Source organism: Gimesia panareensis (assembly GCF_007748155.1).
GTDB lineage: Bacteria > Planctomycetota > Planctomycetia > Planctomycetales > Planctomycetaceae > Gimesia > Gimesia panareensis.
This window is the reverse complement of sequence record NZ_CP037421.1, coordinates 2,840,273-2,866,036: the sequence shown is the minus strand read 5'-3', so window position 1 is coordinate 2,866,036 and position 25,764 is coordinate 2,840,273. Positions and strand designations below refer to the sequence as shown.

The window sequence follows — 25,764 nt, the reverse complement described above, 5'->3', positions numbered from 1 at the left end:
TGTTGATCAGACGCTGATCAGTCTTTTTTTATTGTCCAGTGGGAGCAGATTCCATGATTGCAGAACGAATCAGTCGTAAGAGTTTTCAGTGGGTTCACCAGGGAAACCTGGTTTATAACACATGTTGGGAGGACCCCCGCCTGGATCGCGAAGCGTTACAGCTGGGACCGGACGACGAAGTGCTGGTGATCACTTCTGCAGGCTGCAATGCACTGGATTATCTGCTGGATGAGCCGCGGCAGGTGCACGCCGTCGATATGAACCCCAAGCAGAACGCGTTGCTGGAACTGAAACTGGCGGCGATTCGCAACCTGGAATTCGAAGACTTCTTTGATCTGTTCGGGCGAGGTCATTCCGCACGCTGGGAGCACCTCTACGGGCAGAAACTGCGGTGTGAGCTGTCTGTGCTCACGCGGAAGTACTGGGATCGGCATGGCGATTTCTTTTCCAATGAGGGGAAACGTCCCAGCTTTTATTTCCGCGGTTCTTCCGGGCTGTTCGCCTGGATGGTGAATGGTTATATCGATCGGGTGGCGAAGATCCGGGAGGATATCAACTCCCTGCTGGCCGCTCAGGATATTGATGAGCAGACTTCGATTTACCAGGCCCGGAATCTGAATGAGCAATTATGGACACGGATGATTAAATGGTGGATGCGACGGGATCTGACATTGTCGATGCTGGGCGTACCCCGGGCGCAACGGACACAGATCGATCAGGGGTATCCGGGGGGCATCGTGCAGTTTGTGATCGACCGGATTGAAACGGTCTTCACCAATCGATCCCTGCAGGACAATTATTTCTGGCGCGTCTATCTGACGGGCAGCTATGAACCCGACTGCTGTCCGGAATATCTCAAACCGGAAAATTTTGAGCGGCTCAAAGGTGGACTTGTCGATCGGATCAGCGTGAATACGAATACCGTCGAAGGCTTTCTCCAGCAGCATCCGGGTACGATCTCCCGCTATGTTCTGCTGGATCACATGGACTGGATGGCCGGGGCACAACCCCAACTGCTGCAGAGTGAGTGGCAGGCGATTGTGGATCGGGCGGCAGAACAGACGCGGATTATCTGGCGGAGTGCGGGTATGGAAGTCGATTTTATCGATCCACTGCAGGTGCAGCATCGGGGGCAGACTACGCGAGTCGGCGAATTGCTGAGCTATCAGAATCAGCTGGCAGACGAACTGCATCAGCGGGATCGTGTGAATACGTATGGCAGTTTCTATATCGCGGACCTGCAGGTCTGAGATGTTGAAGCAGATAATGCTCTTTCAGAAAGGAATCGCCCGATGAGCTATCTGAGTACGCGCTGGAATGATGTCCGGACGCTATGGCATCTGCTGGCCTCCCGGATCGAGGGGCAGACCCACGCGGAGCGGCTGGATTCATTCTACTCCGGTCAGGCGGCAGGTTACGATCAGTTCCGCCGAAAACTGCTGCATGGTCGCTGTGAACTGTTTGAAAGTCTGCCTGCTCCCGAGAACGGCGTCTGGGTCGATCTGGGAGCCGGGACCGGCGAGAACGCGGAACTCTGGGGGCCGCGACTGCAGGAGTTTCGCCAGGTGTATCTGGTCGATCTGTGTCAGCCGCTGCTGGATGTCTGTCAGCAGCGGATTTTGGAGCGCGGCTGGCAACAGGTGTCTGCGGTCTGCGCCGATGCGACCCGGTTTTCGCCGCCGGAAGCGGAGGTGGACCTGGTGACGTTTTCGTATTCCCTGACGATGATCCCTGACTGGTTTCAGGCGGTGAATCGGGCGTGGGAGCTGCTGCGACCGGGAGGGACGCTGGGGATCGTCGATTTTTATGTGTCGCGAAAATACCCTGCGGAAGCATTGCGGCGGCACAGCTGGTTTCAACGCCACTTCTGGCCGACCTGGTTCGCGGGCGACAATGTATTTCTCAACCCGGATCATCTGCCTTACCTGCTCGATCGGTTTGAAGTGGTGTCGCTCAAGGAATGCCAGGGAAGTCTGCCGTTTGTGCCTGTGTTGAAGGTCCCCTATTACAGTCTGATCGCACGCAAGCCGGCCTGAGACTTGCGCAGCGGGTGGGCAGCTGGATGAATCGGAAATCCTGACCGATCCGTGTTCCGCTGCTCTCTGCACTCCGGTCGTTTTATGTTATGATGCGCGCTGTGTTTCTGTTATGAATCAGAGTGCCTACAGGATGTCGCCCGGATGTTGATCGAATCGCTGCAGAATCCCTCGCTGTATGAGCATGAGGTAGAGGAGTTCCAGGTACTGGAGACCCATATTTCCTGGGTGCTGCTGACGGGACCTTACGCTTACAAACTCAAAAAGCCGGTCGATCTGGGGTTTGTCAATTTCACGACCCTGGAACTGCGGGAGCGGTACTGTCACGAGGAAATTCGCCTGAATCGTCGCCTGGCTCCCGATCTGTATCTCAAGGTGATTCCGATCACTGGAATCGAAGAAGCACCCGAACTGGATGGCACCGGGGAGATTATCGATTACGCGGTGCAGATGGTGCAATTCTCCCAGGAGAGCCTCTTGAGTAAAGCGATCGCGGAAGATCGACTGACGGCAGAGCACATCGATCAGCTGGCAGAGGAAGTGGCTGAGTTTCATGCCCGGATTGCTGTGGCTGGCAGCGATCAACCATACGGGACGCCGGAAAAGGTGATGGCACCCGTGAAAGAAAATTTCCGCCACCTGGATGAGCTGTATGCAGGTGACGGCGATGTTGTTGAGATGGTGGAACAGATTCGCGCCGAGAACGAGCGCTGGCATCGGTCGGCGGAAGGAATTCTGGCGGAACGCAAGTCGCAGGGCTTTATCCGGGAATGTCATGGCGATATGCATCTGGGAAACATGATCCTCAGCGAACGTGGCGTGACGATTTTTGACTGTCTGGAGTTTAACGCCGACCTGCGGTGGACCGATGTGATGAGCGAAGTGGCGTTCGTCGTGATGGATCTCTCTGACCGGGGGCGGCCCGACTTCGCGATGCGGTTCCTGAACCGTTACCTGGAATTGACGGGGGACTATGCCGGGGTTCCCCTGCTGCGGTTTTATCTCTCCTACCGGGCGATGGTCCGCGCCAAAGTGGCGGCCCTGCGGCTCAGTCAGCATGAGTTCTCCCCGGCCGAGACGGAGCAGATTCGGGAGGAGTTCTGGTCTTATCTGCAGCTGGCGAAGCAGTATGCTACGAAAACGGAGCCGACGCTGATTTTGACACACGGCGTGTCCGGCAGTGGGAAATCATATGGCACCGGTCTGCTGCTGGAAGGCATGGAAGCGATCCGTGTGCGATCAGACGTGGAACGGAAGCGGTTGCAGGCAGAGCGGGAGATTCCTGATGAGCGGCTCTATACTTCTGAAGTGACCGAGCAGACCTATCAGCGGCTGGTGGAGCTGGCGCAAACGATTCTGCAGGCAGGCTGGACTGCGATTGTGGATGCGACCACGCTTCAGGTCTGGCAGCGGTCATTGTTTCGGGATCTGGCTGAACAGCTGCAGGTGCGTTTCGTGCTGCTCTGTTTCGAGGCAGATCAGGGCGTGCTGGAAGCGCGGATCCAGAAACGACTGGAAGCGGAGCAGGATCCCTCTGACGCGACACTGGATGTATTACAGCTGCAACTGACGGCGCGGGAGGCACTGACGGCGGAGGAGCAGACCGTTTCAGTCGTCCTCCCTGCAGGACAGGAATGGACGACTGAAATGCTGGTGCAGCTGGTGACTGACGTTTGTCAGGCTGACGATTGAATTACAGAGAGAGTCGCTAACTACTCTGATTCGGCAATCCAGGTTCGGGCGGCGTCGAGTTCGTGCAGGTCGAAGTACTTGACCTTGGCTGAGGTGAACGGTTTGCAGAACATCGTCATTCCCTCTTCCCATTTCTTGTCGCCGACCATGGCCAGTTTGCCGATGTCTTTGAAGTGCTTGACGTCGAATTTGATATCTTCCCAGACGGCTTCCATGGTCCAGCCATGAAAATCTTCGAGGACGACCAGCATGTGCAGCGGGCCATGCTGCTCAATCAGGGTTTCAATGGTGGGGGTGAAGTTGTGGTAATCTTCCTTGACCAGTTTCCCGGACATTTTGATTTCCACATAGTTCTCGGTCTCGTGGTGTATGATCTCAAGGGCCATTGCTTGTCTCCTTAAACAGGTGAGAGGAACTCCAACAGTCTCCAGCATAATTTATTCGCAGCCGGTTTCCAATCGGTATCGACCAGATTTCATTGTTCCTTGATAAACCCGCATCGCCACGCTGTCACTCGCTGGTCAGAACCGCTTCCAGTGTCCCTGCGGGAAAGGTCATGATCTGGCTGGCGACGCGTTCCGCCTGACTGTGATCGTGGGTAATCCAGACAAAAGCGGGTGTCTTGTTAGAGGTCTCGAGCCACTTATGGATGATCTGTTCGAACTGACGCGTTGTCTGCGGGTCGAGGCCTGAGGTCGGTTCATCCATCAACAGGATCTGCGGCGCGAGGATCAGCGCCCGGAGCAAGGCGACGATCTGCCCTTCTCCGCCCGAGAGCGCGCTGGACTGGCGATTGAGAAAGCCTTCCGGCTTTTCGAAGGAGCTGAGCAGTTCCAGGATCGAGGCGACATTGGCGGCTTTCTCCTGGTTGATCTGAAACTGCAGGGCAAATTTCAGATTCGTTTCGACCGTTCCTTCGACCAGGACGGGCCTCTGCTGCAGATAGACGACCTGACTGCGATAGGCGGGCGTCTCCTTCTCGTTGACGTGTTGATTGTGGAACAGGATCTCCCCCTCCTGGATCTCATCCAGCATCGCCAGGGACCTCAGGAACAGCGATTTGCCCGAACCGGTTGGCCCGACAATCGCGATCCGGTCACCCGGAAAGACCTGGAGGGACAACTGGTGGATCAGCCACTCCCCGGCACTGGTCTGCCGCCCGATCGACCGGGCTTCCAGCAGGCATTCCTGATCTCCGTCTGTTTTACCGCTCAAGCGATCTGCTCCACTTCGATCTGATCAAAGAAGGCCTGCATGCGTTTTTCACAAAGTCGCGCGGGCAGCAGTTGCGTCAGGTTGTCCGCCGCGGCTGCCATGCCCCAGCGGATCGCCTCCGGAACGGGTTTGCCCCGATGGACGCCGACCGCGATGCCCGCTGCCAGGCTGTCGCCACAGGCGATGGGATTGACGACCTCCGCGGTCGCCGGGGTGAAGCGATAAACGTGTTCGCGGGAGGTGGCCCAGAGGGTGTCTTTCCCCTGCGAGATGACGACCCAGGTGGCGCCCCGCCCGTTGATTTCCTGCATCCCCTGGATGAGGGAATCGGTATCAGGCAGCTCGGTCATCAGCGTCCGTTCCAGTTCCTCGTGATTGGGCTTCACCAGAAACGGTTCTTCATCCAGGGCGGCTTCCAGTTCCGGTCCGCGGGCATCCAGGATCACGGGGCAGTGGGTTTCAATGAGCAGGTCGCGGTAAAAGGTGGAGGGCGTGCCTGCGGGGAGTGAGCCGGTCAGCACAACCACCTGGGCCGACTTCAGGTGACGCAGGTATTCCGACCTAAATTCAGCCAGTTCTGCCTCTGTCACCGGCTGGGCATTTTCGACCAGTTCGGTGGTCTGATTTGTGGAGCGATCCAGAATCGTCGTGCAGACCCGGGTCGGCGTCTGTTGGGGAAGTACACGGCAGGAGACGCCGAGCTGTTCCATCTCTGCAGCGATCAGTTCCCGCGCGAAGCCCCCTGCCGGGAAGATCGTTTCACAGGGCGTCCCCAGGTGCCGCACCGCGATGCCGACATTGATGACCTTCCCTGAAGAGGTCCACTGCGCAGACTGGCAGCGGTTGACTTCGCCCGTCTGCAGGGAGTTCACTTCGAGAATCTGCTGCCAGGCCGGGCTTAAACCGGCTGCAATAATCATGCTGTCAATCCTTCATTTCGATCAGCGGGGAGCGTTTCAGGGGACCAGTTCGCCACGGAGCATGATCTGTCCGACGCGAATGCGGGTTCCCTGGTACTTGGCTGTTTTCAGTTCCGCTTCCGGGTTTTTGAGTCGAAAAGCGACCGGCGAGCGATCCGGCTGTTCGGGGTGAATTTCGACCGTCACGGTGTGAACCTGTTTCGGATCCAGGTTCGGATCCAGGTTCTGAGCCAGTCTGAGTGTCGAGATGCGATGATAGGTGCAGTAACTGTCAAAGCGGGGCACTGGTTTGTTGTGTGGTTTACCATCGACGGTGATCAGGACCTGCCCTCCATCGGGGCCCAGCAGATCGTAGAGGGCCGCCTGTGTCCCGCGGAAGCGGAATGTGATGCGACTTCCCGGCGCATCTGCTTCCCAGATCTGCCCCATGCGGTTGCCGAAGCGTTTCTGCAGGACATTGTCCGCGGGGAGCTTTTTCCAGTTGCCCGTGAGCATAGAGGGTTCCAGCGGAATCATTTTGGCATCGATCCAGTTATCCTCGACGAAGGGCTGTGTGAGCTGGTCGGTATGGTCAATCGGCTCGGCGTGTTTTTCCATCTGCCGGACGGCAGCGGCGATGATTTCGGTGTATATCTCATGGCCTTTGTCGAGGGGGTGTACGCCGTCTTTGGAGAAGCGGATGAGTCCGTTCTCCAGCGGTTGGTCAGACTGAAACTGGAGATTCCCCTGTTGTTCGAGTTCCGAAATTTTGAGGGCGACGTTGATGGACGGGATGCCGTAATGGTCGGCCAGCAGTTCCATGGCTGACGCAGCCCGCGGGCACTGTCCTTCGCGGAGATCTTTTTCGTAATTCACGCGGAAGGTGTAGACGAAGCAGATATCCGTTTTCGGGTTGGCCTTCCAGATCTGTCGGACGATGCCATCCATCGAGTCCCAGATCGCTTCCGGTTGACGCCCTCCATCATTGACGGCGAATTCCACGAATACGAGATCGGGATGATGATCGAGGACATCGCGTTTCAGGCGGAACGCGCCCAGATCGCTGCCCGTGCCGCCGATGGCGGCGTGGATCTCATGAATTTTCGCTTTGGGAAATGCTTCCTGCAGCCATTTGGTGGTTTTGACACGCCAGCCATTGGCTGCAGTGATGGAGCCGCCCAGGTAGGCGACGTGGACTTCTTTTCCCTGCTGCAGTTTCTGGAGGGTATTGCCGATACCCTGGCGCGGCTTGACCAGTTCGGCTTTGACGGCGTGGTATTCCGGGGTTGCCGCCTGGGTTGCCGGCAGTGTTGAGAGGACAGCGGTGAGTAGAACCAGTCCAGCTGTGAGCAGCTTCAAACAGGACGTAGGCATGGCGAGATATCTCCAGGTGTTGATTTCAATTGAGGTGTCATTGGATACACTCATTTTAACCAAAGTGGAGTCAGATTGAAATGAGCGCGCACTGCTCAATTTGGAGAGACGAGTACACAAGAAGGCTCAGAAACTTAAAGCAGCCCCTGCAGGATCTGAGTGAGTTCCTCGTCCGGGATTTCGCGGGGGTTGCCGCGCATGCTGTTGCCCCGGGAACCGGCGACCAGATCGGGGATCTGCTCAGGGGTGACACCGAGTTCGGAAAGTGTGCGGGGAATTCCGATCTGATCGTTTAAGGCCTGGATCTGGTCAATGAAAGCATCGGCGGCTTCGGCATCTGAAAGCGTCAGTCCCGGATCGAGGTGCCGCGCGATTTCCGCGTATTGTGTTTCGCAGACGGAGCGATTGGCCCTGAGTGTGACGGGGAGCATGACGGCACAGGCGAGGCCGTGCGGAATACGGCAGTGAGTCCCCAGTGGAGGCGCGACGCCGTGTGCCATGCCCAGACCTGAATTAGCCAGTGCGATGCCTGACAGCAGCGCTGCATGGGCCATGTTTTCCCGTGCCGTACGGGAAGAGCCATCTTCCACGGCTAGAGGGAGTGCGGGGATCGCGAGCTTGAGCCCCTGCAGGCTGAGTGCCTGCGGGAGCGGCTGGGCGCGACTGGAGATATAGCTCTCCAGCAATTGGGTGATCGCATCCATGCCGGTCCGGGCCGTGATTTCCGGGGGGACCGAGCAGGCGAGTTTCGGATCACAGAGGATCAGATCGGGAATCATCTCTGGGGAACGCAGGCTTTTTTTGAAAGCGGGGGCGTAGCTGGAGATGACCGCGTTTTTGGTGGCTTCACTGCCGGTCCCTGCCGTAGTGGGGATGGCCATAAGCGGTAGTGGTTCTTCTGTGAGTTGCAGCCCCTGCCCGACACCTTCCAGGTAATCCAGGACGGTTTCACTTTCCCGGTTAGTGATCATCGCGGAACAGGCTTTGGCGAGATCGATGCCCGACCCGCCGCCGATGCCGATAAGGAAATCGCCAGCCCCGTGGCTGTGGTGCTGCAGAATATTGGTGACGTGGTCGACGTCTTTCACTTCCGGTTCGTGTGAGATCGTGCGAATGTGTTCGCTGGTGATGCCGGCCCGGGAGAGGAGCGATTGTAATTCCTCGAGCACACCGTTGGATTCCAGTGATCGCGAGCCGGAAATGATCAGCGCCCGGGTACCCAGGGATGCAGCCAGCGTGCCCACTTCCTGAAATCGATCCCAGCCGAAATGAATCTGGCGGGGAGCAAAGAAATCGTAGTTCATGGCGCTGCTCCTGCAGACGTCAACTGTGTGTGACGTCTCTCCTGTTCGAGTTGAATTCCGGCCCGTCGCTGCTTTCTATCAATATTACCGCCAGCGGGAAATAAAAAAAGGGATACATCGATGAGATGTATCCCTGGAGTGTATCAGGAAAGTTTTGTTATTTTTTCTTTAATTCTGTTTCGATGGCACCGACCACTTCTTTGGACTGCGGATTGGTGCGGGTCGGGAAGCGGGCTGCGACGTCTCCATCGCGGCTGATCAGGAATTTTTCGAAATTCCAGCCGATGGGGCCGGCAGATTTCGGTTTGGTTTTCTGGGAAGTCAGATACTTGTAGAGCGGGTCAGCGTTCTTGCCATTGACTTCGATCTTGTTGAACATGTCGAAGGTGACGCCGTAGTTCTTGGTGCAGAATTCAGAAATCTGCAGCGAGGTTCCCGGCTCCTGTGCGCCGAACTGATTGCAGGGGAAACCCAGAACGACCAGTCCTTTGTCCTTGTATTTTTCATGCAGGGCCTGCAGGTCTTTGTACTGAGGAGTTGCACCGCACTTGCTGGCGGTGTTGACGATCAGCAGCACTTTGCCCTTGTACTTGCTCAGATCAACGTCTTTGCCGTCCAGAGATTTCATGGTGCGATCCAGCACGGGCGAAGTGGATTTCTTATCGTCCTGACCAGCGAAAACAGTGGAACAGGTCAGTGCCAGCAGGCTGGCCAGCAGGGTCATGGTCGTGAGGCTTCTCATCAATCTCTCCCTCATTTGGGATCCGGGCAATGTGCGCGGCTCGTAAATAAATAAAAAAACAGAGGATGCTTTTCATCGCCTCGTGCGAGAACACTACGATCCCTCCACGGTTATCGAATCAAAATGATAACTCACTCTCAAATATTACATTGATGCCCGAGTAGAATCAATTCCAGCGAAATGTTTCCCTGCAGGATTGGCGGTTGGGGAGGCAGTCTGGTGGTGGGGTCAGGTGAGATAGCTGTTTCAGGAAAGACGGTCGGCCAGGTTGGCTTTGTGGTAAAGGGTGACCAGCAACTCGGCAATGGGGAAGCCGTCGATGGTTGTGCCGGCTTCGATTTCCAGCTCATTGACCCAGCGGTTTCTCAAGTCCCGTTCCAGATGCTCTCGGGCGGTATTCTGCAGTTCATAAAAATCGAACAGTTCGATGATATAATGTTCAGATAATTGTTCCTGGGCCGGCTTCAGGCTGAATGCCAGGTGTGTCAGTGGTTCCCGAGAGACAATAAAGTCTTCGAAGGGAGCGAGTTCGAACGATTTCTCCAGCTCGGAAATCAGGCAGTGCTGAAAGGTTTCATAGGGGCGTTTGCGTGCTCCGGGGAGCATGAATTCCTGTCGTTCATAGTTCCAGTGCACCAGCCAGTGCGGTTTGCCTTCGATGGAAGACTGAAACAGGATAAACGAACCAACAAAGTTGCTCATCGTCGTCAGGTGACCTTTCACGGAATGATGCTGCGCTCTGGATGTAAAGAAGAGGCCCAATCAAATTTTATCACTGCCCGATATGGGAATGGGACTCTTTTCAGGGAAATACCGCAGATCGCTCAGGAAAATGGCTTGAGAGCCCAGATTCCTCGCTCATAAGGAAACCGCTGATTTGTTGAATTCTGAGGGAAATTCAGATTTTAGGATCTTTTTCCTGTTTCCCATTGCATGCCTGGAAAGGAAATTGTAGAATTTACGCATAAGTATTCACGTATGTGAATCTGGTTTTGAAACGATAAGTACTTACCTCAACTATACCTGCCCCACATTTTACCCGCCCCCCGGCAAACATTGTTGAGCCAGCCCTGTGGTTCATGTTTCGCCTGAGAGTAAAAAGGTTCCTTCCATGAAAATTCATCTTATCAGTGATCATCCCGATTTACAGGATATCGAGGTCAGTGTTGATGAGTTACCCATCGTGATGGGAAGAAGTAACAGCTGTGCATTGCGCGTGCTGGATCCAATGATGAGCCGCCACCAGTGCGAGTTGTCGTTCCAGAATAATTCCGTGCGAGTCCGCGACCTCGAGTCGACCAACGGCACGATTGTGAATTCAGAAACCGTGCATGAAGCCCCGCTTTACCCCGGCGACATTCTGACGGTGGGGATGGCTAATTATGTAGTCAGCTACTATGATGGCGATGGCCAGGAAAACTTCGAAGAGAGTTACTTCTCCGAGAATTCAGTTTAGCACACTCTGGTTTAAGTGTGAGATTCAATCTGTCTGGCTGAGAATGCAGTTGAGTGCGCTCCTGCATGCTGAATTTCTACTGAGAAATCAAAACAGCCATGACCAATTCTGAAGAACTGTTTGATGTCGTTGATGCCGAAGACCGGGTGCTGGAACAACTGCCCCGCTCTGTCGTGCACGCTCGCAAACTGTTGCATCGCGCTGCCAATGTGTTTGTGTTCAATTCCCGGGGCGAGTTGCTGCTGCAGTATCGCGCCGCGATCAAAGACGAATATCCGCTGACCTATACCTCCTCGGCCTCCGGTCATCTGAGTGCAGGTGAGGACTATGCCGAATCGGCCCAGCGGGAGATGCAGGAAGAGATCGGCATCGAGACTCCACTGGAGAGGCTGGAAAAATTTCCCGGGACGCCGCACAACGCGTACGAACATACGGTGCTGTTTCGCACCTTCTCCGACGGCCCCTTCACGTTTGATCCCGGGGAGATCGAGCGAGCGAATTTCTTTGCGCTCGAGGAGATCGACCAGATGCTGGCAGAAAATGCGGAACAGTTCACGCCACCCTTTCGGCAGCTCTATCGCTGGTACCGCGTGCGTCATCGGGATTGAGTGATTCCACCTGTCGAGTTCACGATCAAACCAGGATTCCAGGTAGGATTTTCTGCTGGTCATCATTAAGATACAGCCTGATATTCGCATTCCTTACCGAGATGAAATCAAAGATGACAGAAGATCAGGCTCGTCCTTCCGTTAAAATCGGTGAACGGTTTCTCGTCTGGGGAACCCCGCTGCTGCTGGCGGCGTTGATTCTGGCTCAGACCTTCGCGTTTGGAATGTCCAAAAGCCCCACCTACGACGAAACGCATTATCTGAGTACCGCGCTGACCACCGTGCATCAGGGGTCGCTGGATTCGCGTATCAGTGGTGAGGGAGTGGCCCCGCTGCCAATTCTGGTCGATTACCTGCCCGTTGTCTGGTCTGCCGGCGGCAAGCTCCGTCCTGATGTCTGGGAGGCAGATATTTCCGATCCGCCGCTGATCCAGCGCGCCCGTCGGATCAACGCGCTGGTGATCGGTATTCCGACGATGCTGCTGATTTACTGCTGGCTCTATCGTCGTCGCGGTTATCTGGCAGCGTTGCTGGGGGGCTGCCTGGTGACATTCTCGCCGACGCTGATCGCCCATTTTTCGCTGGCGACCACCGATGCCTTTTTTACGCTGCTGGCATTGATCGCGCTGGCAGTCTTGACCCGCTACTGGAAACAGCCGACAACCGGGAATCTGTTCTGGCTGGCATTGAGTGTTTCTGTCGCGACCTCGGCGAAATACTCGGGAATCTTCCTGTTGCCCTGCACACTGATCATCGTAGTCCTGGTCGCACTGCAGAAATGGACCTCGTTTTCCCGCGCTGCGGTTTGGACGCTGACGAAACGCGTCGCGCTGGTCTTCTCACTATTCCTGCTGCTGCTGGTGCCGCTGACCTGGGCCTGTCATCTGTTTTCCTTTACAGGACCGCTGAAGACGGTGCCCTATGCCGAGACTCCCGACTACTCCGCCTGGGTGCGAGTGCTGGGACGTGGTCCCACGGCGCAGAAAATCATGGAAGCGGCCCACAACGATCTCAAACGCCCTGCTCCCTTCTCCGGGATCCTGTTTCAGTTTCTGCATAACTCGGCCGGTCACGAAGCGTATCTGCTGGGAGAGGTTTCGAAGACAGGCTGGTGGTATTATTTTCCGCTGGCCTGGCTCTGGAAAAGTACCCCCATCGATCTACTGCTGACCCTGTTCTGCCTGTTGCTGATTCCCTGGCTGTGGCGTGATTTCAAACTGCTGTTGCGACCTGCTGAGGGAGCAGAGGGTGATCTGGCTTCAGCAGAGCAAAAAAAAGTCAACACACCAACGAGTCATGCGCCTCTCATCTGGCTGCTGGCGGCGGTGGTTCTACTGGGAATGTCATTGACCAGCCGGTTGAATCTGGGGCAGCGTTATCTGTTGACACTCTACCCCCTGTTATATCTGTTTACCATCGATCAACTCTGGCGCTGGTTTCAGGAAAAAAAGGTCTGGCTGTGGGCGTTGACGGCGATCTGCATCGGGTTTCAGTGTGCGTCGATTTGCTCGGTACAGCCGCACTACCTGGCCTATTTCAACGACAGTGTGGGCGGGCCCTCCTCCGGTCGATTCTATCTGCTGGACTCCAATCTCGACTGGGGACAGGATCTGCCGGCTGTGAAGAAGGCTCTGGATGAGTTGCCGGCGGAAGACCGGGATCAGTGCCTGCTCTATTACTTCGGAACCGCCCTCCCGGAATCGTATGGCATTGAGGGCTTCGATCTGAAAGAAAGTCTGCCGGAAGATCCGGAAGATTGGAAATATCTGATCCTGTCGGTCAATCATCTGCAGGGACTGTATACACAGGTGGAAGACCCCTTCGCCGCATTTCGTAAAATCACACCTCTGAAGCGGGCCGGCTATTCGATTTTTATCTACGATCTGCAGACACCGGAAGCCAGGCAGGCCTTACAAGAGGCCCTGACAAAGCTGAAAAGTTATCATGATGCGCAGGAGAAAGAGTCGGCCTCGGAAGACGGCCCCTCTGCGAGTTCCGAATCGTCGAAGTAAGTCTTTCAACGCTACTATGGTTCCGGGCTCCGGCACCTGTTAGAATAAACGAATCTGAATATGTCGCTGAGACTGTGGTTCACCTCCTGTTCTAACTAATGTGGGGACTGCTGTGAGAAGACTGCAATTTCCGGGGCTGGTTTGCGCTGCGAGCCTGCTCTGGCTGTTTCTGTTCGGGCAAATTTGCGCCTCTGGTGCCGAGATCGAGTTTAACCGCGATGTGCGGCCAATCCTCTCTGATCTCTGTTTTCAGTGTCACGGTCCCGATTCGTCACAACGTCAGGCCGACCTCCGACTTGACCAGGAGGCGGGTTTACTGGGGGCCGCGGGTGAAGCGGGAGTGGTCGTTCCCGGGAAAGCGGAAGCCAGTGAGTTATACAAACGCCTGCTTTCAAACGACCCCGATCTGCAGATGCCCCCGGCATCGTCGGAGAAGCAAATTACCGCGGAACAGATCGAGACCATCAAACGCTGGATTAACTCAGGCGCCCGCTGGCAGAAGCACTGGGCCTTTATTCCGCCAAAGCGTCCCGCTGTGCCACAGGTGAAGAACCAGGCCTGGGTGCGGAATCCGATCGATGCGTTTGTCCTGGCCCAGCTGGAACGTGAGGGGTTGAAGCCCTCGCCGGAAGCGGACAAGTCGACGCTGATCCGCCGACTGAGCCTGGATCTGACCGGCCTGCCCCCTGCACTGTCTGCGCAGAAAGAGTTTTACGAAGATGAATCACCCCAGGCTTACGAACGGCTGGTCGATCGCCTGCTGGCGTCTCCCCATTACGGCGAGCGGATGGCGCTGGAGTGGCTCGATGCGGCCCGCTTTGCCGATACCAGCGGTTATCAGACCGACGGTGAACGGCACATGTGGCGCTGGCGGGAATGGGTGATCGACGCTTTCAACAGCAACAAGCCATTCGATCAGTTTACCGTCGAACAGCTGGCCGGCGACCTGCTGCCGAACCCTTCTCTCGATCAACTCGTCGCCACTGGGTTCAACCGAAATCATCGAGCGAATTCCGAGGGGGGGATCATCTTCGATGAATATCTGCTGGAATACGCGGTCGACCGGGTTGAGACCACCGGCACCGTCTGGCTGGGACTGACTGTGGGTTGTGCCCGCTGTCATGAGCACAAGTACGATCCGATCTCACAGAAAGAGTTTTACCAGCTGATTGCATTTTTCAATAATATTCCCGAGCGGGGACGGGCGATCAAGTACGGCAATGCTGCTCCGTTCGTCACAGCACCCACAAAAGAACAGCAGCAAACGCTGAACGATCTGGATCAGGAGATCAAGGCGCTGGAGCAGAAGCTGCAGGCTGCGGCTCCCGAGCTGAAACGACTGCAAAAACAGTGGGAGCAGACGCACCCTGCAGCCGATCTGGAGCTGAAATACCCGCAGCGGAAGCTGGCTTACCGGATCGATTTTAACGGCGATCTGAAACTGCAGGTCATCGGCAAGCAGCATCTGGATTTCTACGCCAATAGGACCAATGCTTCCAGCGATGTAGAGAGTTATGGCCAGGATGAATCCACCGGTAAGGCGCAGTTCGAACCGGCAGACGAGGGACAGGCGTTGCACCTCGACGGCACCGAAAAACATGAAGCGAAAGAACTCAAGTTAAACGGCAAGAAGCCGATGCATGTGAACGGAGACGCGAAACCGATCTTGAGCGATAAAGATCCGTTCTCGATGGTCTTTCGGGTAAAACCGGAACAGCCCCATGGCACAATTCTGGCTTCACTGACTCCCCAACAGGATGAGAGCGGCTTTCGGATCTTCCTCAGAGAGGGGCGTCTGCACATTAACATGGGGCCCCGCTGGCTCGATGATGCGATTCTGCTGCAGTCGACCAGCAAACTCAAATTGAACGACTGGTCACACGTGGTTCTGACTTATGCCGGGAATTCCCAGGCGCGTGGCTTTCAGCTGTATGTGAATGGAGAGCCTCAGGAACTCAAGGCCAAACTGAACTACCTGACCGGCGGCTTTGCGTTTCCCGCGCCGTTTGTGTTCGGTGCGTATCACGATCGCGATTATTTCCGGGGACTGATTGATGACTTTCGGATCTACCGCACGCGTTTGACTCCCGACTGGGTGGCGCTGGATCGAGTTTCACAGGCAGTGCCGCAGATCCTGAAGATTCCCGCTGACCAGCGGAGTGCCGGGCAGCAGCAGAAAGTCCAACTGTATTTCATGACCTATCAGGCACCGACGGAGTACCGTCTCCCCTTTTTCAACCTGCGGACCCTACGAGAAAAACGGGATGCCCTGGCCCGCAGCCTGCCGACCAGTATGGTGATGCAGGAACGGAAAACACACAAACCGACGTTCGTCCTCATGCGGGGTGAATACGATAAGCCGGGTGAACCGGTGACCGTCGGCATCCCTGCCAGCCTGGGGGCGCTGCCTGCAGACCTGCCCCGCAATCGACTGGGGCTGGCCCGCTGGCTCGTCGATCCAGCCAATCCGTTGACCGCCCGGGTGGTGGTGAACCGCTACTGGCAGATGTATTTCGGGAACGGCCTGGTGAAAACGACCGAAGATTTCGGCTCGCAGGGCTCCTGGCCCACGCATCCCGAACTGCTCGACTGGCTGGCCACCGAATTCATTCGCACCGGCTGGGATGTCAAACGGCTGCAGAAGCTGATTGTGACTTCCGCGACCTATCGCCAGTCGTCGCATGTGACACCAGAGCTGCTGAAAGCGGATCCTGAAAATCGGCTGCTGGCCCGCGCCGGCCGGTTGCGGCTGTCTGCGGAGATGATTCGCGATCAGTCGCTGTTCGTCTCCGGTCTGCTCCGTCCCGAGATCGGCGGTCCTTCGGTGAAGCCCTATCAGCCAAAAGGAGTCTGGAAAGAGATCGCCAGCCAGACCTATGAGCCCGGAACCGGCGACGATCTGTACCGTCGCAGCATGTATACTTACTGGAAACGGACCGTGCCGCCCCCCGCGATGGCGACTTTCGATGCTCCGACCCGCGAAACCTGCATCGTCAAGCGTTCGCGGACTAATACGCCGCTGCAGGCTCTCGCGCTGTTGAATGATGTGACATACGTCGAAGCATCCCGCAAGCTGGCCGAGCGGATGCTCAATCTGAAAACAGAGGAACCGGCCGAACGGATCCGCTTCGCGATGCGGGTTGTCCTCGCCCGTGAACCGAGCGAACGTGAGCGGGAGATTTTCCTCAAGGGCTGGGAGCGTTACCGCGCCCGTTTTGAACATCAGCCCGAGGCGGCACGCCAGTATCTCGATGTCGGAGAGTCGAGACCCGCGAAACGCTATGACCCGGCGGAGCATGCCGCTTATACCGTGATCGCCAGTCTGATCCTGAACCTGGACGAAACCATCAACAGGGAATAACCGATGCAGAACATGACAGACAATCTGACAATGCAGGTTAATCGGCGGTCGTTTCTGCGACAGAATACGGCCGGCGTGGGGCTCGCGGCACTGGCGACACTGCTGCAGGAGTCGCAGGCGGCGGAACCCAAAGCGGCCCAATCGCAGTCGGCTCAGACCGGCGGTCTGCACTTCCCGGCCCGGGCGAAACGGGTGATCTACCTGAGCCAGTCGGGAGCCCCGTCGCAGCTCGATCTGTTCGACTATAAACCGGGGCTGAAGCATTTTCACAAGACCGAACTGCCCGACTCGATCCGCCGGGGACAGCGACTGACGGGGATGACCTCGGGACAGAAGAGCTTCCCGATTGCCGCTTCCATGTTCCAGTTCGCACAGCACGGCGAGAGCGGCACCTGGCTGAGCGAACTCTTGCCGCACACTGCCAAGATCGCTGATGAGATGTGCGTCGTCAGATCGCTGTTCACCGAAGCGATCAACCACGACCCCGCGATCACCTTCCTGCAGACCGGCAGTATTCAGGCGGGCCGCCCCAGTATGGGCTCCTGGATTTCTTATGGACTGGGGAGTGAAAACCGGGATCTGCCGACCTTTGTCGCACTGACTTCGGGAGCGGGCGGGCAACCGTTGTACGACCGCCTGTGGGGGAGCGGCTTCCTGCCTACGAAACATCAGGGGGTGAAGTTCCGTCGCTCAAGTGATCCGGTGCTGTTTCTTTCGAATCCGCCCGGCATCGATAAAGCAACCCGGCGGGAGATGCTGGATGAGCTGGGCGCATTGAATCGCATTTCGCTGGATGAAAAAGGGGACCCGGAAATCGCGACCCGCATCGCGCAGTACGAACTCGCATTTCGGATGCAGACCTCCGTTCCCGAACTGGCCGACCTGTCACAGGAATCCGCGGAGACCTTCCAACTGTATGGCGAGCAGGCGAAACAGCCGGGAACCTACGCGGCGAACTGTCTGCTGGCCCGACGGCTGGCCGAACGGGGCGTGCGGTTTATTCAACTGTATCACCGGGGCTGGGATCATCATCTCAACCTGCCGAGTAAGATCAAACAGCTGACCGGAGAGACCGACCAGGCGACCGCAGCGCTGATCCTCGATCTGAAACAGCGGGGCATGCTGGATGACACCCTGGTTGTCTGGGCGGGCGAATTCGGTCGCACGGTCTACTGCCAGGGCACGCTGACCGCGACGAATTACGGCCGCGATCATCACCCGCGGTGTTTCACCGTCTGGGCAGCGGGAGGCGGGATGAAGCCGGGTATCACTTACGGCGAGACTGACGATTTCAGCTATAACATTACCGAGAACCCGCTGCCGGTGCACGATCTGAATGCCACGATCCTGCACTGTCTGGGCATCGATCACAAAAAGCTGACCTTCCGATTCCAGGGCCGCGACTATCGCCTGACTGACGTGCATGGGAACGTGGCACGACCGTTGTTGAGTTAACTGGTTGCCATTTCTCGCCTGATTCATCTCTGACTGTCGTGTTCTGGAATGCTCTTGCGGCAAAAGGCCGGTTTCGAGAGAATCCGCGGAACTTTTGTCGCCTGTATCTCGTCTCGTTTCCAGACAGAGGCGGTCACGACAGTCAGCCCGCTAAAATGCATTCCCTACTCTGAAAAGGAGTTGATGTGATGAAACGCTGGTCACTTCCACTACTGGTGATGTTTGTTATGATCTGTCTGTTTGCGGAAAGTCTGCGCAGCGCTCCTCAGGATGAGTCGTCTCAGGCAAACGAGACCGCACTGCTGAAGCGGATTGAACAGCTGGAAAAACGGGTTGCACAACTGGAAAAAAGTCAACAGACGACCATTGTACCGGCACGGTCCCAGGTCTGGTCTCAGGAACCGGCAAGACTCATTCCCGGGCCACGTACGGTTCCCGAACAGTGGAAAGAGAAACAGATCAACGGGATGAAATATTATATCGTCCCGCTCAGTACGTCAAAGAAATCAACATCCTATGGAACTGACCCCCACCGAACTGAAACGTCTCGATGATCAGTCGCTGCTGATCAGCTGGAGCGACGGGCAGCGCAAACGCTACGCTGTCTCTGAGCTGCGTAAGGCCTGTCCCTGTGTGATGTGCCGCAATGAACGGAAAGCGGCTGCAGCAGAGCCGGAGAAACTGACCATTCTCGCACCGAATGAACTGGCGCCGGTCAAAATCGACCGCATGGTGCTGGCCGGCAATTATGCTTACCGCATCACCTTCAGCGACGGGCACAATACGGGGCTGTTTACCTTCGAGCATCTCCGCGAACTGGGTGAGGTGGTGGAGTAGACCTCAGTCTCGCTGCTGTGTCTCAAGCCGATACCGGTTTCTGCAGGATCCTGTAGCATCTCGGGTTCAGTTGGTGTACGATAGATTATCTGTCTCACTGCAATGTTTTTTGAATCCGTACACAACACAGGGCTCGATAATGAAAACAGCCAAAACCTCTTTTCCAGGAGTATTGTTGAGTCTGTTCCTGCTCTGTGTAGTGCCGGCTGCGGTTGCACAACAGGTGAAACCCGACTCGACTGAGAAACGGCTGGAATCGTTGCGGTCGTTCAAACTGTCGGCGCTGAATCAGAAGCAGCTGTTTGATGTCGCTTTGATCGGTCTGGAACTGACGGATGATCTGATCGACGAGAAAAAGTTTGGCGATGCCGCGAAAGCCGCGGCCCTGGCCCGGACCGCTGCCAAAAAGGCGAACAGTACGTACCTCTACAAATCCAGTCAGTATTATTCGAAATACGCACTCGAACTGGAGGCGGAATTTCAGAAGGTGGCAAAGTACCAGGCGGTCCTCAAAACTGGTTCCGAGAAAGAGAAACAGGCAGCGGCCCGGGAGCTGGGGCTGTTTTACTGTCTGGACGACGGGGACTGGAAACGGGGGCTCCCCCTGTTGAAAGCCTGCGATGACAAGGCGCTGGTCGCGCTGGCGAACCGGGAGCTGCAGTTCCCCCCGATCGCGGTCGACCAGATCAAGCTGGGGGACCTCTGGGCCGAGTACGCGGCGAAAGGCGATTCCGCTCTGAAAACGGATCTGATGCAGCGGGCCAAGTACTGGTATCTGAAGGCGCTGCCCCAGTTGTCGGTTGTCGAACGGGCTGCTCTGGTTCGGCGGATCAATCGGATTCCCCAAAAAACATTTCAGCTCAACATCGCCGTCCGCATCGACGGCTCTGATCGTCTGATCCTCTCGACAGACCGACTCTACTGGCAGAATCTCACGTATCAGTATCCCAGCATCCTGGTGATGAACGGCATCCGCTGGGATACCCGCGAGGTGCAGGAACTGCCCAACCGGGGCGGGACCCGCGCCTTGCCGCATCGCCTGCATCTGGCGACCGCGCGGCTCAAGAAACTGAAGGGCCGCGGCCCCGTCACACTGAAAATTGAACCGGAGCAGATCCACGTCACCTTCGACGACGGCAAACCCCCCGGGGCCAATGATTATGTGATCAATCTCACGTTTGATTCGTATTGATGCTGATGCAATGCCGCCTCTGAGGATCGTCTACTGGAATTGGTCAGATTGGGGGCCTGTTTGATTCAGACCTGCTTGGAAAACTTTATCGATCTAACGGAATGGAGTATGGCCAGTATTGCAGACCGCTTACCATTGCTCGTAGAGCTGAGAAGCGAGAATCGGGAAATTGTCAGGGCGAATGCAGCAGACCCGGAAAAAGACAGGAATGGTCGCTGCAGTTCCATGCTGGCTATCGATTTGCGGTTCTTTGCTGTTGCTGATTTTATCCTGCAGCACGACATCACCTCATTTAAAACACTACTTTCAGAAGCGGCACGGATCAGGACCGACATGTTCTCCCGCTTCGAGAACGGAGAATTCATCAGCGATTCCTACCTGACGATGATCGGCTATAAGTCGCTGTTCAATGCTCTGGCGGCTGGCGATATGAGTGGGGCCGAACAGTTGGCAGCACATCTCGGCGGACGAGATGACCTGGAACGAAAATATGATCATCCGTTTGATTATACGCTGGGTTACACGCTGCGTGCCTTTGTGTTGCAAGATCGGGACCAGATGCAGGAATGGACTCCGAAATTCGTGAATCAATGTTATAAGTCGAAAATGAAAGATTTTCTGGGGTATGGTGCCGTCTTTCAGGCGCTCCTGACAGGAGATACATCGGGAGTGAATGCCGGTCTGGCCAGCATTGTCCAGGGACATCAGAAGCAGTCCAAAGGGAGAGGTGTTTTCGTGAGCACTGAAGACGAACTACTCTGCATCTGGGGGCTGGGGATGGCCAATCTGGTGCGGGCATTCGGGATTCCGTCCGAAGCCATCCCACCATTGATTCCCCGGGAATTGTTGACTCCGGTGAATCGCAGATGTTGAATAGATGATTATGAAACGCCGCCCTGCTCTGCTTGTCTGTCTGATTGCCTGCCTGTGCTGCCTGCTGGTTGGGGGAGTGATCGTGCTTCTGTTGACGCGACCGTGGCTCTACACGGCTCACGTGCGCGAGATCAGCGTGCTGCCGACCGAAGAGGGTGATCTGCTCAAAGTAGCGCTGTTCGAGCATCCTCCCTGGTCACAGCGGTGTGACCACAGTTACTCTGTGAACCGTAAGAGCAGAACGATCGACCTCCTCAGCTCGTATGTGATCTGGGAGCCCTTTGCCAGTCTCCCCGGCAGCAGTGAAGAGACAGTCCCGGATTTCACGATCCTGATCCCCTCCGAACGACTGACCCCTGGCAGTTACGACGTCCGGCATTTCAAGAACGACCAATGGACGGTGATCGGCACCCTGCAGCAGGACGATCAGGGGAGGCTGACGTGGGAGCCGCGTGATATCCGGGGTAAGAAACGCAGTCGTCGACTGTTAAAACTGCCTGATGAAAGATAAGCGGAGTCAGTGATATGACGGAGAAAATCGGAATCATACTTGATATAAAGTCGGGCAGTAGAAAAGATGCCCTGGCACTGATCAGGAAGTTTTCGTATGAATCGATAGAATCGCTTTCGGATAAAATTTCAAAGGGGGAACCCGTATTTGTCAGGGAAATCTGTAAGGGGAAATTCAACTCTGGCATCAAGGAATTTATGGATGTCGTCGATGCCCTGGATAAGAGTCAGATTGGCTACCGATTGACAAGAAATGGTGAGGTGGAAGAACGAAACTATTTTGATACGCTGCAGAAGAACTTGCGGAACATCGAGCTGGGGGACTTCCGTTAATCAAACGTACTGAACCCCGTAAGTGCAGAATAGCTATGAAAAAAGAATTGCTGTCTCCTGTAAATCGCAGAAAATGAATCAATGTGATGAAACGCTTCTCCGCTTGTCTTTTCGTGTCTTTTGTGCCTTTCGTGGTTCCATTCCACTCGACTTCATAATGGGGTTGTGTTTCCGGGGACACGTGCTTACTTTTCTGTGGGCTCCTCTGCCAGATATTCCTCGGCGTACTTGCGGGACTCGGGGGCCTCGGTTTTATCCAGCAGATATTTCGCGATCTCTCTCTGGTCGTGATCGACGGCGGCTTCCAGCGGGCAGGTATGATCCACTTCATCACGGACGTTGGGATCGGCCCCTTTTTCGATCAGAAACTGAATCAGTTTCAGGTTCCCCTGCATGACCGCATCGTGCAGAAAGAGGCCTTCATTCGAATAATTCATTTCGAGTTCCAGCATAGTCATCCCCTCATCGAACAGTTTTTTCAGGCCTTCGATGTTTCCGTTGGCGATGTACTCATCGACTTCCACCCACTGGGTATGTTCGGAAGGTTCACCGGTAAACGGGTTGACTAGCTTGGGGCGTTCGGCTTTGGACATGATTTTTCCCTGTTTAGAAGAAGCGGACGGAGCAGTTTCCACGCCGGTCGGCTGACTGCAACCGGCAATCAACAGCAGGCCTGTCAGCAGGGCGGCTGTCTGGCTCAAACGGAGCATGTGTGTTCCTTTTCAGATGGTGTTCAGTGAGAGCAATTGTCGATTTGATCCGTGGAGTGTACACTTGTGCGCAGGGTTTCACAACCTGCGGCGGGGCAAACCGTTCTGCCCCCGTCCGGACCAGAGTTGGTCAGTAGTTCTCGATCAGACAGCAGGGAGACGATCATGGCGGCGAGTGGCTGGGTTTCTTATTGTCCGTATGGGGTTGATGTAGAGCAGGCGTTGGGAGAGTTACGGCAGGCGGTGTTTGAGCGCCGCGAATACTCTGTGCCGGGCGACCTGCTGGCGGGGACCGACGAGGCGACGCTGAACCAGATTGCGCCGCCGACCAAAGATTTGAAGAAGCTGCTCAAGATCAGCCAGGCCCTGGATCAGGCGTTCGGCAGCATGGGCTTTGATACGCAGGATGCCGAGCAGCAGACCCGCGATGTCGAGAAGATGATTCAGAAGATCGACAAAGAGGGCTTCGCCGCTGCCGCCCGGGAGGCGCTGGGAAAACAGAGTGCCTCTCCGCCGCAGACAATTGATGAGCTGCTGGAACAGTGCGCGGAAGCGGGCACGCATTCGCTGCTCGACATCGACCATCTCTCCCCCACCCCGGAACCGGGAGCCGCAACGCCGCTGAGTGAGGAGGACCTGCAAACCCTGTTCGGCACCACGACGCCGACGAAATCGCAGGTGGAAGCGGTTGTTGCGGAGGGGAAGTTGCACGAACGGTGCGCCCGCTGGCAGGCGGTTTACTTTGCGGTGTATGAGGAGGGAGAGCCGGTGGAACTGGTGTTTGTGGGGGTGAGCGGGGATTGATAAAGCAACAAACATTCTGTAAATTTCCGGGGCCTTCGGTCTCTGTGATCAGCATTAAATTGTCAGGTATCTCATGCCGGTTTCCCAGTCGTCGCTGAGTTCCACCAGGACCGCGGTCACCAGCCTCAGCAACGACTCCTCATTGGGAAACAGTCCCGCTACGCGGGTACGCCGTTTTAATTCCTTATTCTGCCGTTCCAGCATGTTTGTGGTTCGCATCCGCTTGCGATGACCGGCAGGGATGGTGAATACGGTCAGTCCTTCCGGGATGTTTTCTTCCGCCCAACTCGCCAGTTTCGGAGCTGTTTTTTCATGAGTGGAAACGAACCGTTTCAGTTCATTCAGCGCATCATCCAGGTCTCTGGCATTAAAGATATTGCGTAATTCTTCGCTCACCTGTTTGCGCAAATGAACCTTGGGAACGTATTGCATCGCGTTTTGCATCAAATGGAACTGGCAACGCTGCCAGGGCGTTCCAGCAAGCATGTTCTGTCGTGCCGCTTTCAGGCCTTCGTGTGCATCACTGACGATCAGCTTCACGCCATGCAGGCCGCGCTGGTTGAGTGAACCCAGGAATTCACGCCAATGGACTTCGGCTTCGGAGAGCGACACAGACACTCCGAGCACGCTCCGGTGACCGCTGGCCAGGACGCCGATCGCAATCAGCACGGCACAGTCCCGCACGCTGCCCTCCACGCGAACTTTTTCATAGCGGGCGTCGAGGATCAGGTATTCCACCTGCCCCAGCGGTCGATTACGCCACGTTTCCAGCTCTTCGTCGAGCAGTTTCGCTGCCCGACTGACCTGTGTACTGGTGACATCAAAGCCACAGAGTTCGGTGGTGATTTTGGCGACCTTACGGGTAGAGACGCCTTGAACATACATTTCAGCGATTGCCAGCTTCAGTGCGCGTTCACTCCGTTCGCCGCGTTCCAGTGCAGAGGGATAAAAGTCGCCGTCGCGTGTCTGGGGCACCTGCAGTTCCAGCTTTCCGAAGGCGACTTTGAAATGATTTCGGCTTGAAACCGTTGGCATAAGAACGGCGCGTTACGCTGCGTTGATACGGTTCGGCACCGAGGTATTCGGGAACGTTCCAGCTTCATCCGCTTCGTTGAACAGGATCTGGAGTGCTTGCGACATTTCATCGAATCCATGATCGGCCAGGAGCTGGACAGCGTCGAGAATGTTGTTAGATTGTTGTTGGTGGGCCATGGTTGGAGTTCCTTTTCTGTTGTGGAAAACATTAAAAAGAAACCGATCTGGCCCACCCTTTCAAGGGCTCGCCGGAGTGGTGCTTGTTATTTTCGCTACGCTCAAATAACAAGCACCACTCCGCCACACAGATAATTTACAGAAGAGATGTTACAGTAACCCCCCTTGCTGAGGATCCCATAAACTTTTCGATTTTCAACAAGGAAATCAGGAAGAAAACCTTTTAAACTTTTGATTTTTTCACTCATCCTTAAGTCAGAGAAATTCTCATCATCAAAATCAGGGTTATTTTTCGCTATGACATGAGCTTTTTCTATGAGGTTTTCTATAACACGTCTAAGATAAACAAAAGCCCCTATTCCAACACCATGCGCATAAAGTCCAACTCCTGTTCGTAGCTCATTTAAATTGTCTCTTCCTAATACCGATTTATACTTTTCGAGTTCAGGTAAATGAAGATCTCGTAAGGATGGGGATTGTCCGATTTTTTGAAAAGTATCTCCCGAAGATTGTATATAAAAAAGCATATGATGATTTTGATTTCTTCCACAAGTGAATACTTTCGCAAACAAATTTGGAATTCGAGCATATTTGATAGGATACATTGCTCTATATTTATCTTTAATTAGAAAGTAATACTCTTTGAATTGCTCCATCTGTTTTATTTCTTTAACTGGAGTAGGATTTGGATTATCTCCAAAGGGTGAAGAGCTGATTTGAGGAAGCGCAACTTCATTTGATAGTTTAAACGTAGAATGACGCCCACACTCGACACAATGTACATCAAGAATTCCCGTAAAAAATTCTATGGCCAAATACTTAATTACATTATCTTCTGTAATTGAAAACTTCTCATAGAGTGACGATTGAGAAAAAAACTTTTCGGGCTCAGGGATTTCATTCATAGTAGCAGTCTCGATTTCTTGTGTTCTTTGTAGGACATGCTAATAGATAAACGTCTCAACGAAGAGATGATGGATATTTAGTTCCAGTCGATTGTGATACGCGTGACCCTTATTCACACAAACGCTAGGATACTCTTATCTGTGATACTGGTTTTTTAAACCCGCATTTCCCAGATGACTTCCTACACTTTGGCACGTAATTTGCGCCACACCCCTACAAAACAAGGTTATTCT

At 55.2% G+C, this 25,764-nt stretch carries 26 protein-coding genes; 15 read left to right on the top strand and 11 right to left on the bottom strand.

Going from position 1 to position 25,764, the window contains the following annotated elements:
* The first annotated feature begins 53 nt into the window (after window positions 1-53).
* The 3 genes from Enr10x_RS10825 to Enr10x_RS10815 all read left to right on the top strand — a co-directional run bounded on the left by Enr10x_RS10825 (window position 54) and on the right by Enr10x_RS10815 (window position 3,728).
* Window positions 54-1,250: a DUF3419 family protein gene (locus tag Enr10x_RS10825; protein ID WP_145108099.1), complete on the top strand. Its 1,197-nt coding sequence runs from the start codon at window positions 54-56 to the stop codon at window positions 1,248-1,250.
* 42 nt (window positions 1,251-1,292) lie between these two features.
* Window positions 1,293-2,036, top strand: a complete 744-nt coding sequence (locus Enr10x_RS10820; RefSeq protein ID WP_145108101.1) for a class I SAM-dependent methyltransferase — start codon at window positions 1,293-1,295, stop codon at window positions 2,034-2,036.
* Window positions 2,037-2,180: 144 nt separating this feature from the next.
* Complete coding sequence (locus Enr10x_RS10815; protein ID WP_145449043.1) at window positions 2,181-3,728, top strand: bifunctional aminoglycoside phosphotransferase/ATP-binding protein; 1,548 nt, start codon at window positions 2,181-2,183, stop codon at window positions 3,726-3,728.
* A 20-nt stretch (window positions 3,729-3,748) separates the two neighbouring features.
* On the opposite strand, the gene Enr10x_RS10810 is transcribed toward Enr10x_RS10815, so the two are convergent.
* The 7 genes from Enr10x_RS10810 to Enr10x_RS10780 form a co-directional block, all read right to left on the bottom strand.
* Complete coding sequence (locus Enr10x_RS10810; RefSeq protein ID WP_145108107.1) at window positions 3,749-4,114, bottom strand: SpoIIAA family protein; 366 nt, start codon at window positions 4,112-4,114, stop codon at window positions 3,749-3,751.
* A gap of 124 nt (window positions 4,115-4,238) precedes the next feature.
* Entirely contained in the window at window positions 4,239-4,943 is a 705-nt protein-coding gene (locus Enr10x_RS10805; protein ID WP_145449042.1) for an ABC transporter ATP-binding protein, read from the bottom strand.
* Window positions 4,940-5,863, bottom strand: a complete 924-nt coding sequence (locus Enr10x_RS10800) for a 1-phosphofructokinase family hexose kinase (RefSeq protein ID WP_145449041.1) — start codon at window positions 5,861-5,863, stop codon at window positions 4,940-4,942. The genes Enr10x_RS10805 and Enr10x_RS10800 overlap by 4 nt, the downstream gene beginning before the upstream one ends.
* 36 nt (window positions 5,864-5,899) lie before the next feature.
* The gene (locus tag Enr10x_RS10795; protein WP_232093307.1) at window positions 5,900-7,216 is read right to left on the bottom strand and encodes an SGNH/GDSL hydrolase family protein; all 1,317 of its coding nucleotides are present in this window, start codon (window positions 7,214-7,216) and stop codon (window positions 5,900-5,902) included.
* 134 nt (window positions 7,217-7,350) lie between these two features.
* A complete protein-coding gene (locus tag Enr10x_RS10790; RefSeq protein WP_145108115.1) occupies window positions 7,351-8,520 on the bottom strand; it encodes an iron-containing alcohol dehydrogenase in 1,170 nt (389 codons plus the stop codon).
* Window positions 8,521-8,677: 157 nt separating this feature from the next.
* Window positions 8,678-9,262 (bottom strand): glutathione peroxidase, encoded by a 585-nt coding sequence (locus Enr10x_RS10785; RefSeq protein ID WP_145108117.1) that lies wholly within the window; start codon window positions 9,260-9,262, stop codon window positions 8,678-8,680.
* A 246-nt stretch (window positions 9,263-9,508) separates the two neighbouring features.
* Window positions 9,509-9,964 (bottom strand): hypothetical protein, encoded by a 456-nt coding sequence (locus tag Enr10x_RS10780; RefSeq protein WP_145108120.1) that lies wholly within the window; start codon window positions 9,962-9,964, stop codon window positions 9,509-9,511.
* A gap of 409 nt (window positions 9,965-10,373) precedes the next feature.
* On the opposite strand from Enr10x_RS10780, the gene Enr10x_RS10775 reads away from it, so the two are divergent.
* The 11 genes from Enr10x_RS10775 (at window position 10,374) to Enr10x_RS10725 (ending at window position 21,899) form a co-directional block, all read left to right on the top strand.
* The gene (locus tag Enr10x_RS10775; RefSeq protein ID WP_145449040.1) at window positions 10,374-10,718 is read left to right on the top strand and encodes an FHA domain-containing protein; all 345 of its coding nucleotides are present in this window, start codon (window positions 10,374-10,376) and stop codon (window positions 10,716-10,718) included.
* A gap of 98 nt (window positions 10,719-10,816) precedes the next feature.
* Complete coding sequence (locus Enr10x_RS10770) at window positions 10,817-11,326, top strand: NUDIX hydrolase (RefSeq protein ID WP_145449039.1); 510 nt, start codon at window positions 10,817-10,819, stop codon at window positions 11,324-11,326.
* A gap of 113 nt (window positions 11,327-11,439) precedes the next feature.
* Window positions 11,440-13,338 carry an ArnT family glycosyltransferase gene (locus Enr10x_RS10765; protein WP_197997564.1) on the top strand — a complete coding sequence of 633 codons (1,899 nt, stop codon included), beginning with the start codon at window positions 11,440-11,442 and terminating at the stop codon, window positions 13,336-13,338.
* A gap of 112 nt (window positions 13,339-13,450) precedes the next feature.
* Window positions 13,451-16,699, top strand: coding sequence for a DUF1553 domain-containing protein (locus Enr10x_RS10760; protein ID WP_197997563.1), 3,249 nt, complete (start codon window positions 13,451-13,453; stop codon window positions 16,697-16,699).
* Window positions 16,700-16,702: 3 nt separating this feature from the next.
* Entirely contained in the window at window positions 16,703-18,154 is a 1,452-nt protein-coding gene (locus tag Enr10x_RS10755) for a DUF1501 domain-containing protein (protein ID WP_145449037.1), read from the top strand.
* A gap of 188 nt (window positions 18,155-18,342) precedes the next feature.
* Window positions 18,343-18,708 carry a hypothetical protein gene (locus tag Enr10x_RS10750; RefSeq protein WP_145449036.1) on the top strand — a complete coding sequence of 122 codons (366 nt, stop codon included), beginning with the start codon at window positions 18,343-18,345 and terminating at the stop codon, window positions 18,706-18,708.
* Entirely contained in the window at window positions 18,671-18,991 is a 321-nt protein-coding gene (locus Enr10x_RS10745; RefSeq protein ID WP_145449035.1) for a DUF971 domain-containing protein, read from the top strand. The genes Enr10x_RS10750 and Enr10x_RS10745 overlap by 38 nt, the downstream gene beginning before the upstream one ends.
* A 139-nt stretch (window positions 18,992-19,130) precedes the next feature.
* Window positions 19,131-20,183 (top strand): hypothetical protein, encoded by a 1,053-nt coding sequence (locus Enr10x_RS10740; protein ID WP_145449034.1) that lies wholly within the window; start codon window positions 19,131-19,133, stop codon window positions 20,181-20,183.
* 108 nt (window positions 20,184-20,291) lie between these two features.
* Entirely contained in the window at window positions 20,292-21,056 is a 765-nt protein-coding gene (locus tag Enr10x_RS10735; protein WP_145449033.1) for a hypothetical protein, read from the top strand.
* A gap of 4 nt (window positions 21,057-21,060) precedes the next feature.
* Window positions 21,061-21,567, top strand: coding sequence for a hypothetical protein (locus Enr10x_RS10730; RefSeq protein ID WP_145449032.1), 507 nt, complete (start codon window positions 21,061-21,063; stop codon window positions 21,565-21,567).
* A 14-nt stretch (window positions 21,568-21,581) separates the two neighbouring features.
* Window positions 21,582-21,899: a hypothetical protein gene (locus tag Enr10x_RS10725; protein ID WP_145449031.1), complete on the top strand. Its 318-nt coding sequence runs from the start codon at window positions 21,582-21,584 to the stop codon at window positions 21,897-21,899.
* A gap of 185 nt (window positions 21,900-22,084) precedes the next feature.
* Here Enr10x_RS10725 and Enr10x_RS10720 read toward each other — a convergent pair whose 3' ends face one another.
* Window positions 22,085-22,609 carry an ankyrin repeat domain-containing protein gene (locus Enr10x_RS10720; RefSeq protein WP_145449030.1) on the bottom strand — a complete coding sequence of 175 codons (525 nt, stop codon included), beginning with the start codon at window positions 22,607-22,609 and terminating at the stop codon, window positions 22,085-22,087.
* Between the two features lie 165 nt (window positions 22,610-22,774).
* Between Enr10x_RS10720 and Enr10x_RS10715 the strand changes: the two genes are divergently transcribed.
* Window positions 22,775-23,413, top strand: coding sequence for a hypothetical protein (locus Enr10x_RS10715; protein ID WP_145449029.1), 639 nt, complete (start codon window positions 22,775-22,777; stop codon window positions 23,411-23,413).
* 54 nt (window positions 23,414-23,467) lie between these two features.
* Here the strand turns inward: Enr10x_RS10715 and Enr10x_RS10710 are convergent, their stop codons facing one another.
* The 3 genes from Enr10x_RS10710 to Enr10x_RS10705 form a co-directional block, all read right to left on the bottom strand.
* Entirely contained in the window at window positions 23,468-24,448 is a 981-nt protein-coding gene (locus Enr10x_RS10710; protein ID WP_261343248.1) for an IS256 family transposase, read from the bottom strand.
* A 12-nt stretch (window positions 24,449-24,460) separates the two neighbouring features.
* Entirely contained in the window at window positions 24,461-24,625 is a 165-nt protein-coding gene (locus Enr10x_RS30765) for a hypothetical protein (RefSeq protein WP_261343247.1), read from the bottom strand.
* A gap of 101 nt (window positions 24,626-24,726) precedes the next feature.
* The gene (locus Enr10x_RS10705) at window positions 24,727-25,530 is read right to left on the bottom strand and encodes a hypothetical protein (RefSeq protein ID WP_145449028.1); all 804 of its coding nucleotides are present in this window, start codon (window positions 25,528-25,530) and stop codon (window positions 24,727-24,729) included.
* Window positions 25,531-25,764: the final 234 nt, after the last annotated feature.

Coding starts and splice junctions, on each gene's coding strand:
- Enr10x_RS10825 (WP_145108099.1), top strand. CDS start 54: ATGATTGCAGAACGAATCAGTCGTAAGAGTTTTCAGTGGGTTCACCAG.
- Enr10x_RS10820 (WP_145108101.1), top strand. CDS start 1,293: ATGAGCTATCTGAGTACGCGCTGGAATGATGTCCGGACGCTATGGCAT.
- Enr10x_RS10815 (WP_145449043.1), top strand. CDS start 2,181: ATGTTGATCGAATCGCTGCAGAATCCCTCGCTGTATGAGCATGAGGTA.
- Enr10x_RS10810 (WP_145108107.1), bottom strand. CDS start 4,114: ATGGCCCTTGAGATCATACACCACGAGACCGAGAACTATGTGGAAATC.
- Enr10x_RS10800 (WP_145449041.1), bottom strand. CDS start 5,863: ATGATTATTGCAGCCGGTTTAAGCCCGGCCTGGCAGCAGATTCTCGAA.
- Enr10x_RS10795 (WP_232093307.1), bottom strand. CDS start 7,216: ATGCCTACGTCCTGTTTGAAGCTGCTCACAGCTGGACTGGTTCTACTC.
- Enr10x_RS10790 (WP_145108115.1), bottom strand. CDS start 8,520: ATGAACTACGATTTCTTTGCTCCCCGCCAGATTCATTTCGGCTGGGAT.
- Enr10x_RS10785 (WP_145108117.1), bottom strand. CDS start 9,262: ATGAGAAGCCTCACGACCATGACCCTGCTGGCCAGCCTGCTGGCACTG.
- Enr10x_RS10780 (WP_145108120.1), bottom strand. CDS start 9,964: ATGAGCAACTTTGTTGGTTCGTTTATCCTGTTTCAGTCTTCCATCGAA.
- Enr10x_RS10775 (WP_145449040.1), top strand. CDS start 10,374: ATGAAAATTCATCTTATCAGTGATCATCCCGATTTACAGGATATCGAG.
- Enr10x_RS10770 (WP_145449039.1), top strand. CDS start 10,817: ATGACCAATTCTGAAGAACTGTTTGATGTCGTTGATGCCGAAGACCGG.
- Enr10x_RS10765 (WP_197997564.1), top strand. CDS start 11,440: ATGACAGAAGATCAGGCTCGTCCTTCCGTTAAAATCGGTGAACGGTTT.
- Enr10x_RS10755 (WP_145449037.1), top strand. CDS start 16,703: ATGCAGAACATGACAGACAATCTGACAATGCAGGTTAATCGGCGGTCG.
- Enr10x_RS10750 (WP_145449036.1), top strand. CDS start 18,343: ATGAAACGCTGGTCACTTCCACTACTGGTGATGTTTGTTATGATCTGT.
- Enr10x_RS10745 (WP_145449035.1), top strand. CDS start 18,671: ATGGAACTGACCCCCACCGAACTGAAACGTCTCGATGATCAGTCGCTG.
- Enr10x_RS10740 (WP_145449034.1), top strand. CDS start 19,131: ATGAAAACAGCCAAAACCTCTTTTCCAGGAGTATTGTTGAGTCTGTTC.
- Enr10x_RS10735 (WP_145449033.1), top strand. CDS start 20,292: ATGGCCAGTATTGCAGACCGCTTACCATTGCTCGTAGAGCTGAGAAGC.
- Enr10x_RS10730 (WP_145449032.1), top strand. CDS start 21,061: ATGATTATGAAACGCCGCCCTGCTCTGCTTGTCTGTCTGATTGCCTGC.
- Enr10x_RS10725 (WP_145449031.1), top strand. CDS start 21,582: ATGACGGAGAAAATCGGAATCATACTTGATATAAAGTCGGGCAGTAGA.
- Enr10x_RS10720 (WP_145449030.1), bottom strand. CDS start 22,609: ATGCTCCGTTTGAGCCAGACAGCCGCCCTGCTGACAGGCCTGCTGTTG.
- Enr10x_RS10715 (WP_145449029.1), top strand. CDS start 22,775: ATGGCGGCGAGTGGCTGGGTTTCTTATTGTCCGTATGGGGTTGATGTA.
- Enr10x_RS10710 (WP_261343248.1), bottom strand. CDS start 24,448: ATGCCAACGGTTTCAAGCCGAAATCATTTCAAAGTCGCCTTCGGAAAG.
- Enr10x_RS30765 (WP_261343247.1), bottom strand. CDS start 24,625: ATGGCCCACCAACAACAATCTAACAACATTCTCGACGCTGTCCAGCTC.
- Enr10x_RS10705 (WP_145449028.1), bottom strand. CDS start 25,530: ATGAATGAAATCCCTGAGCCCGAAAAGTTTTTTTCTCAATCGTCACTC.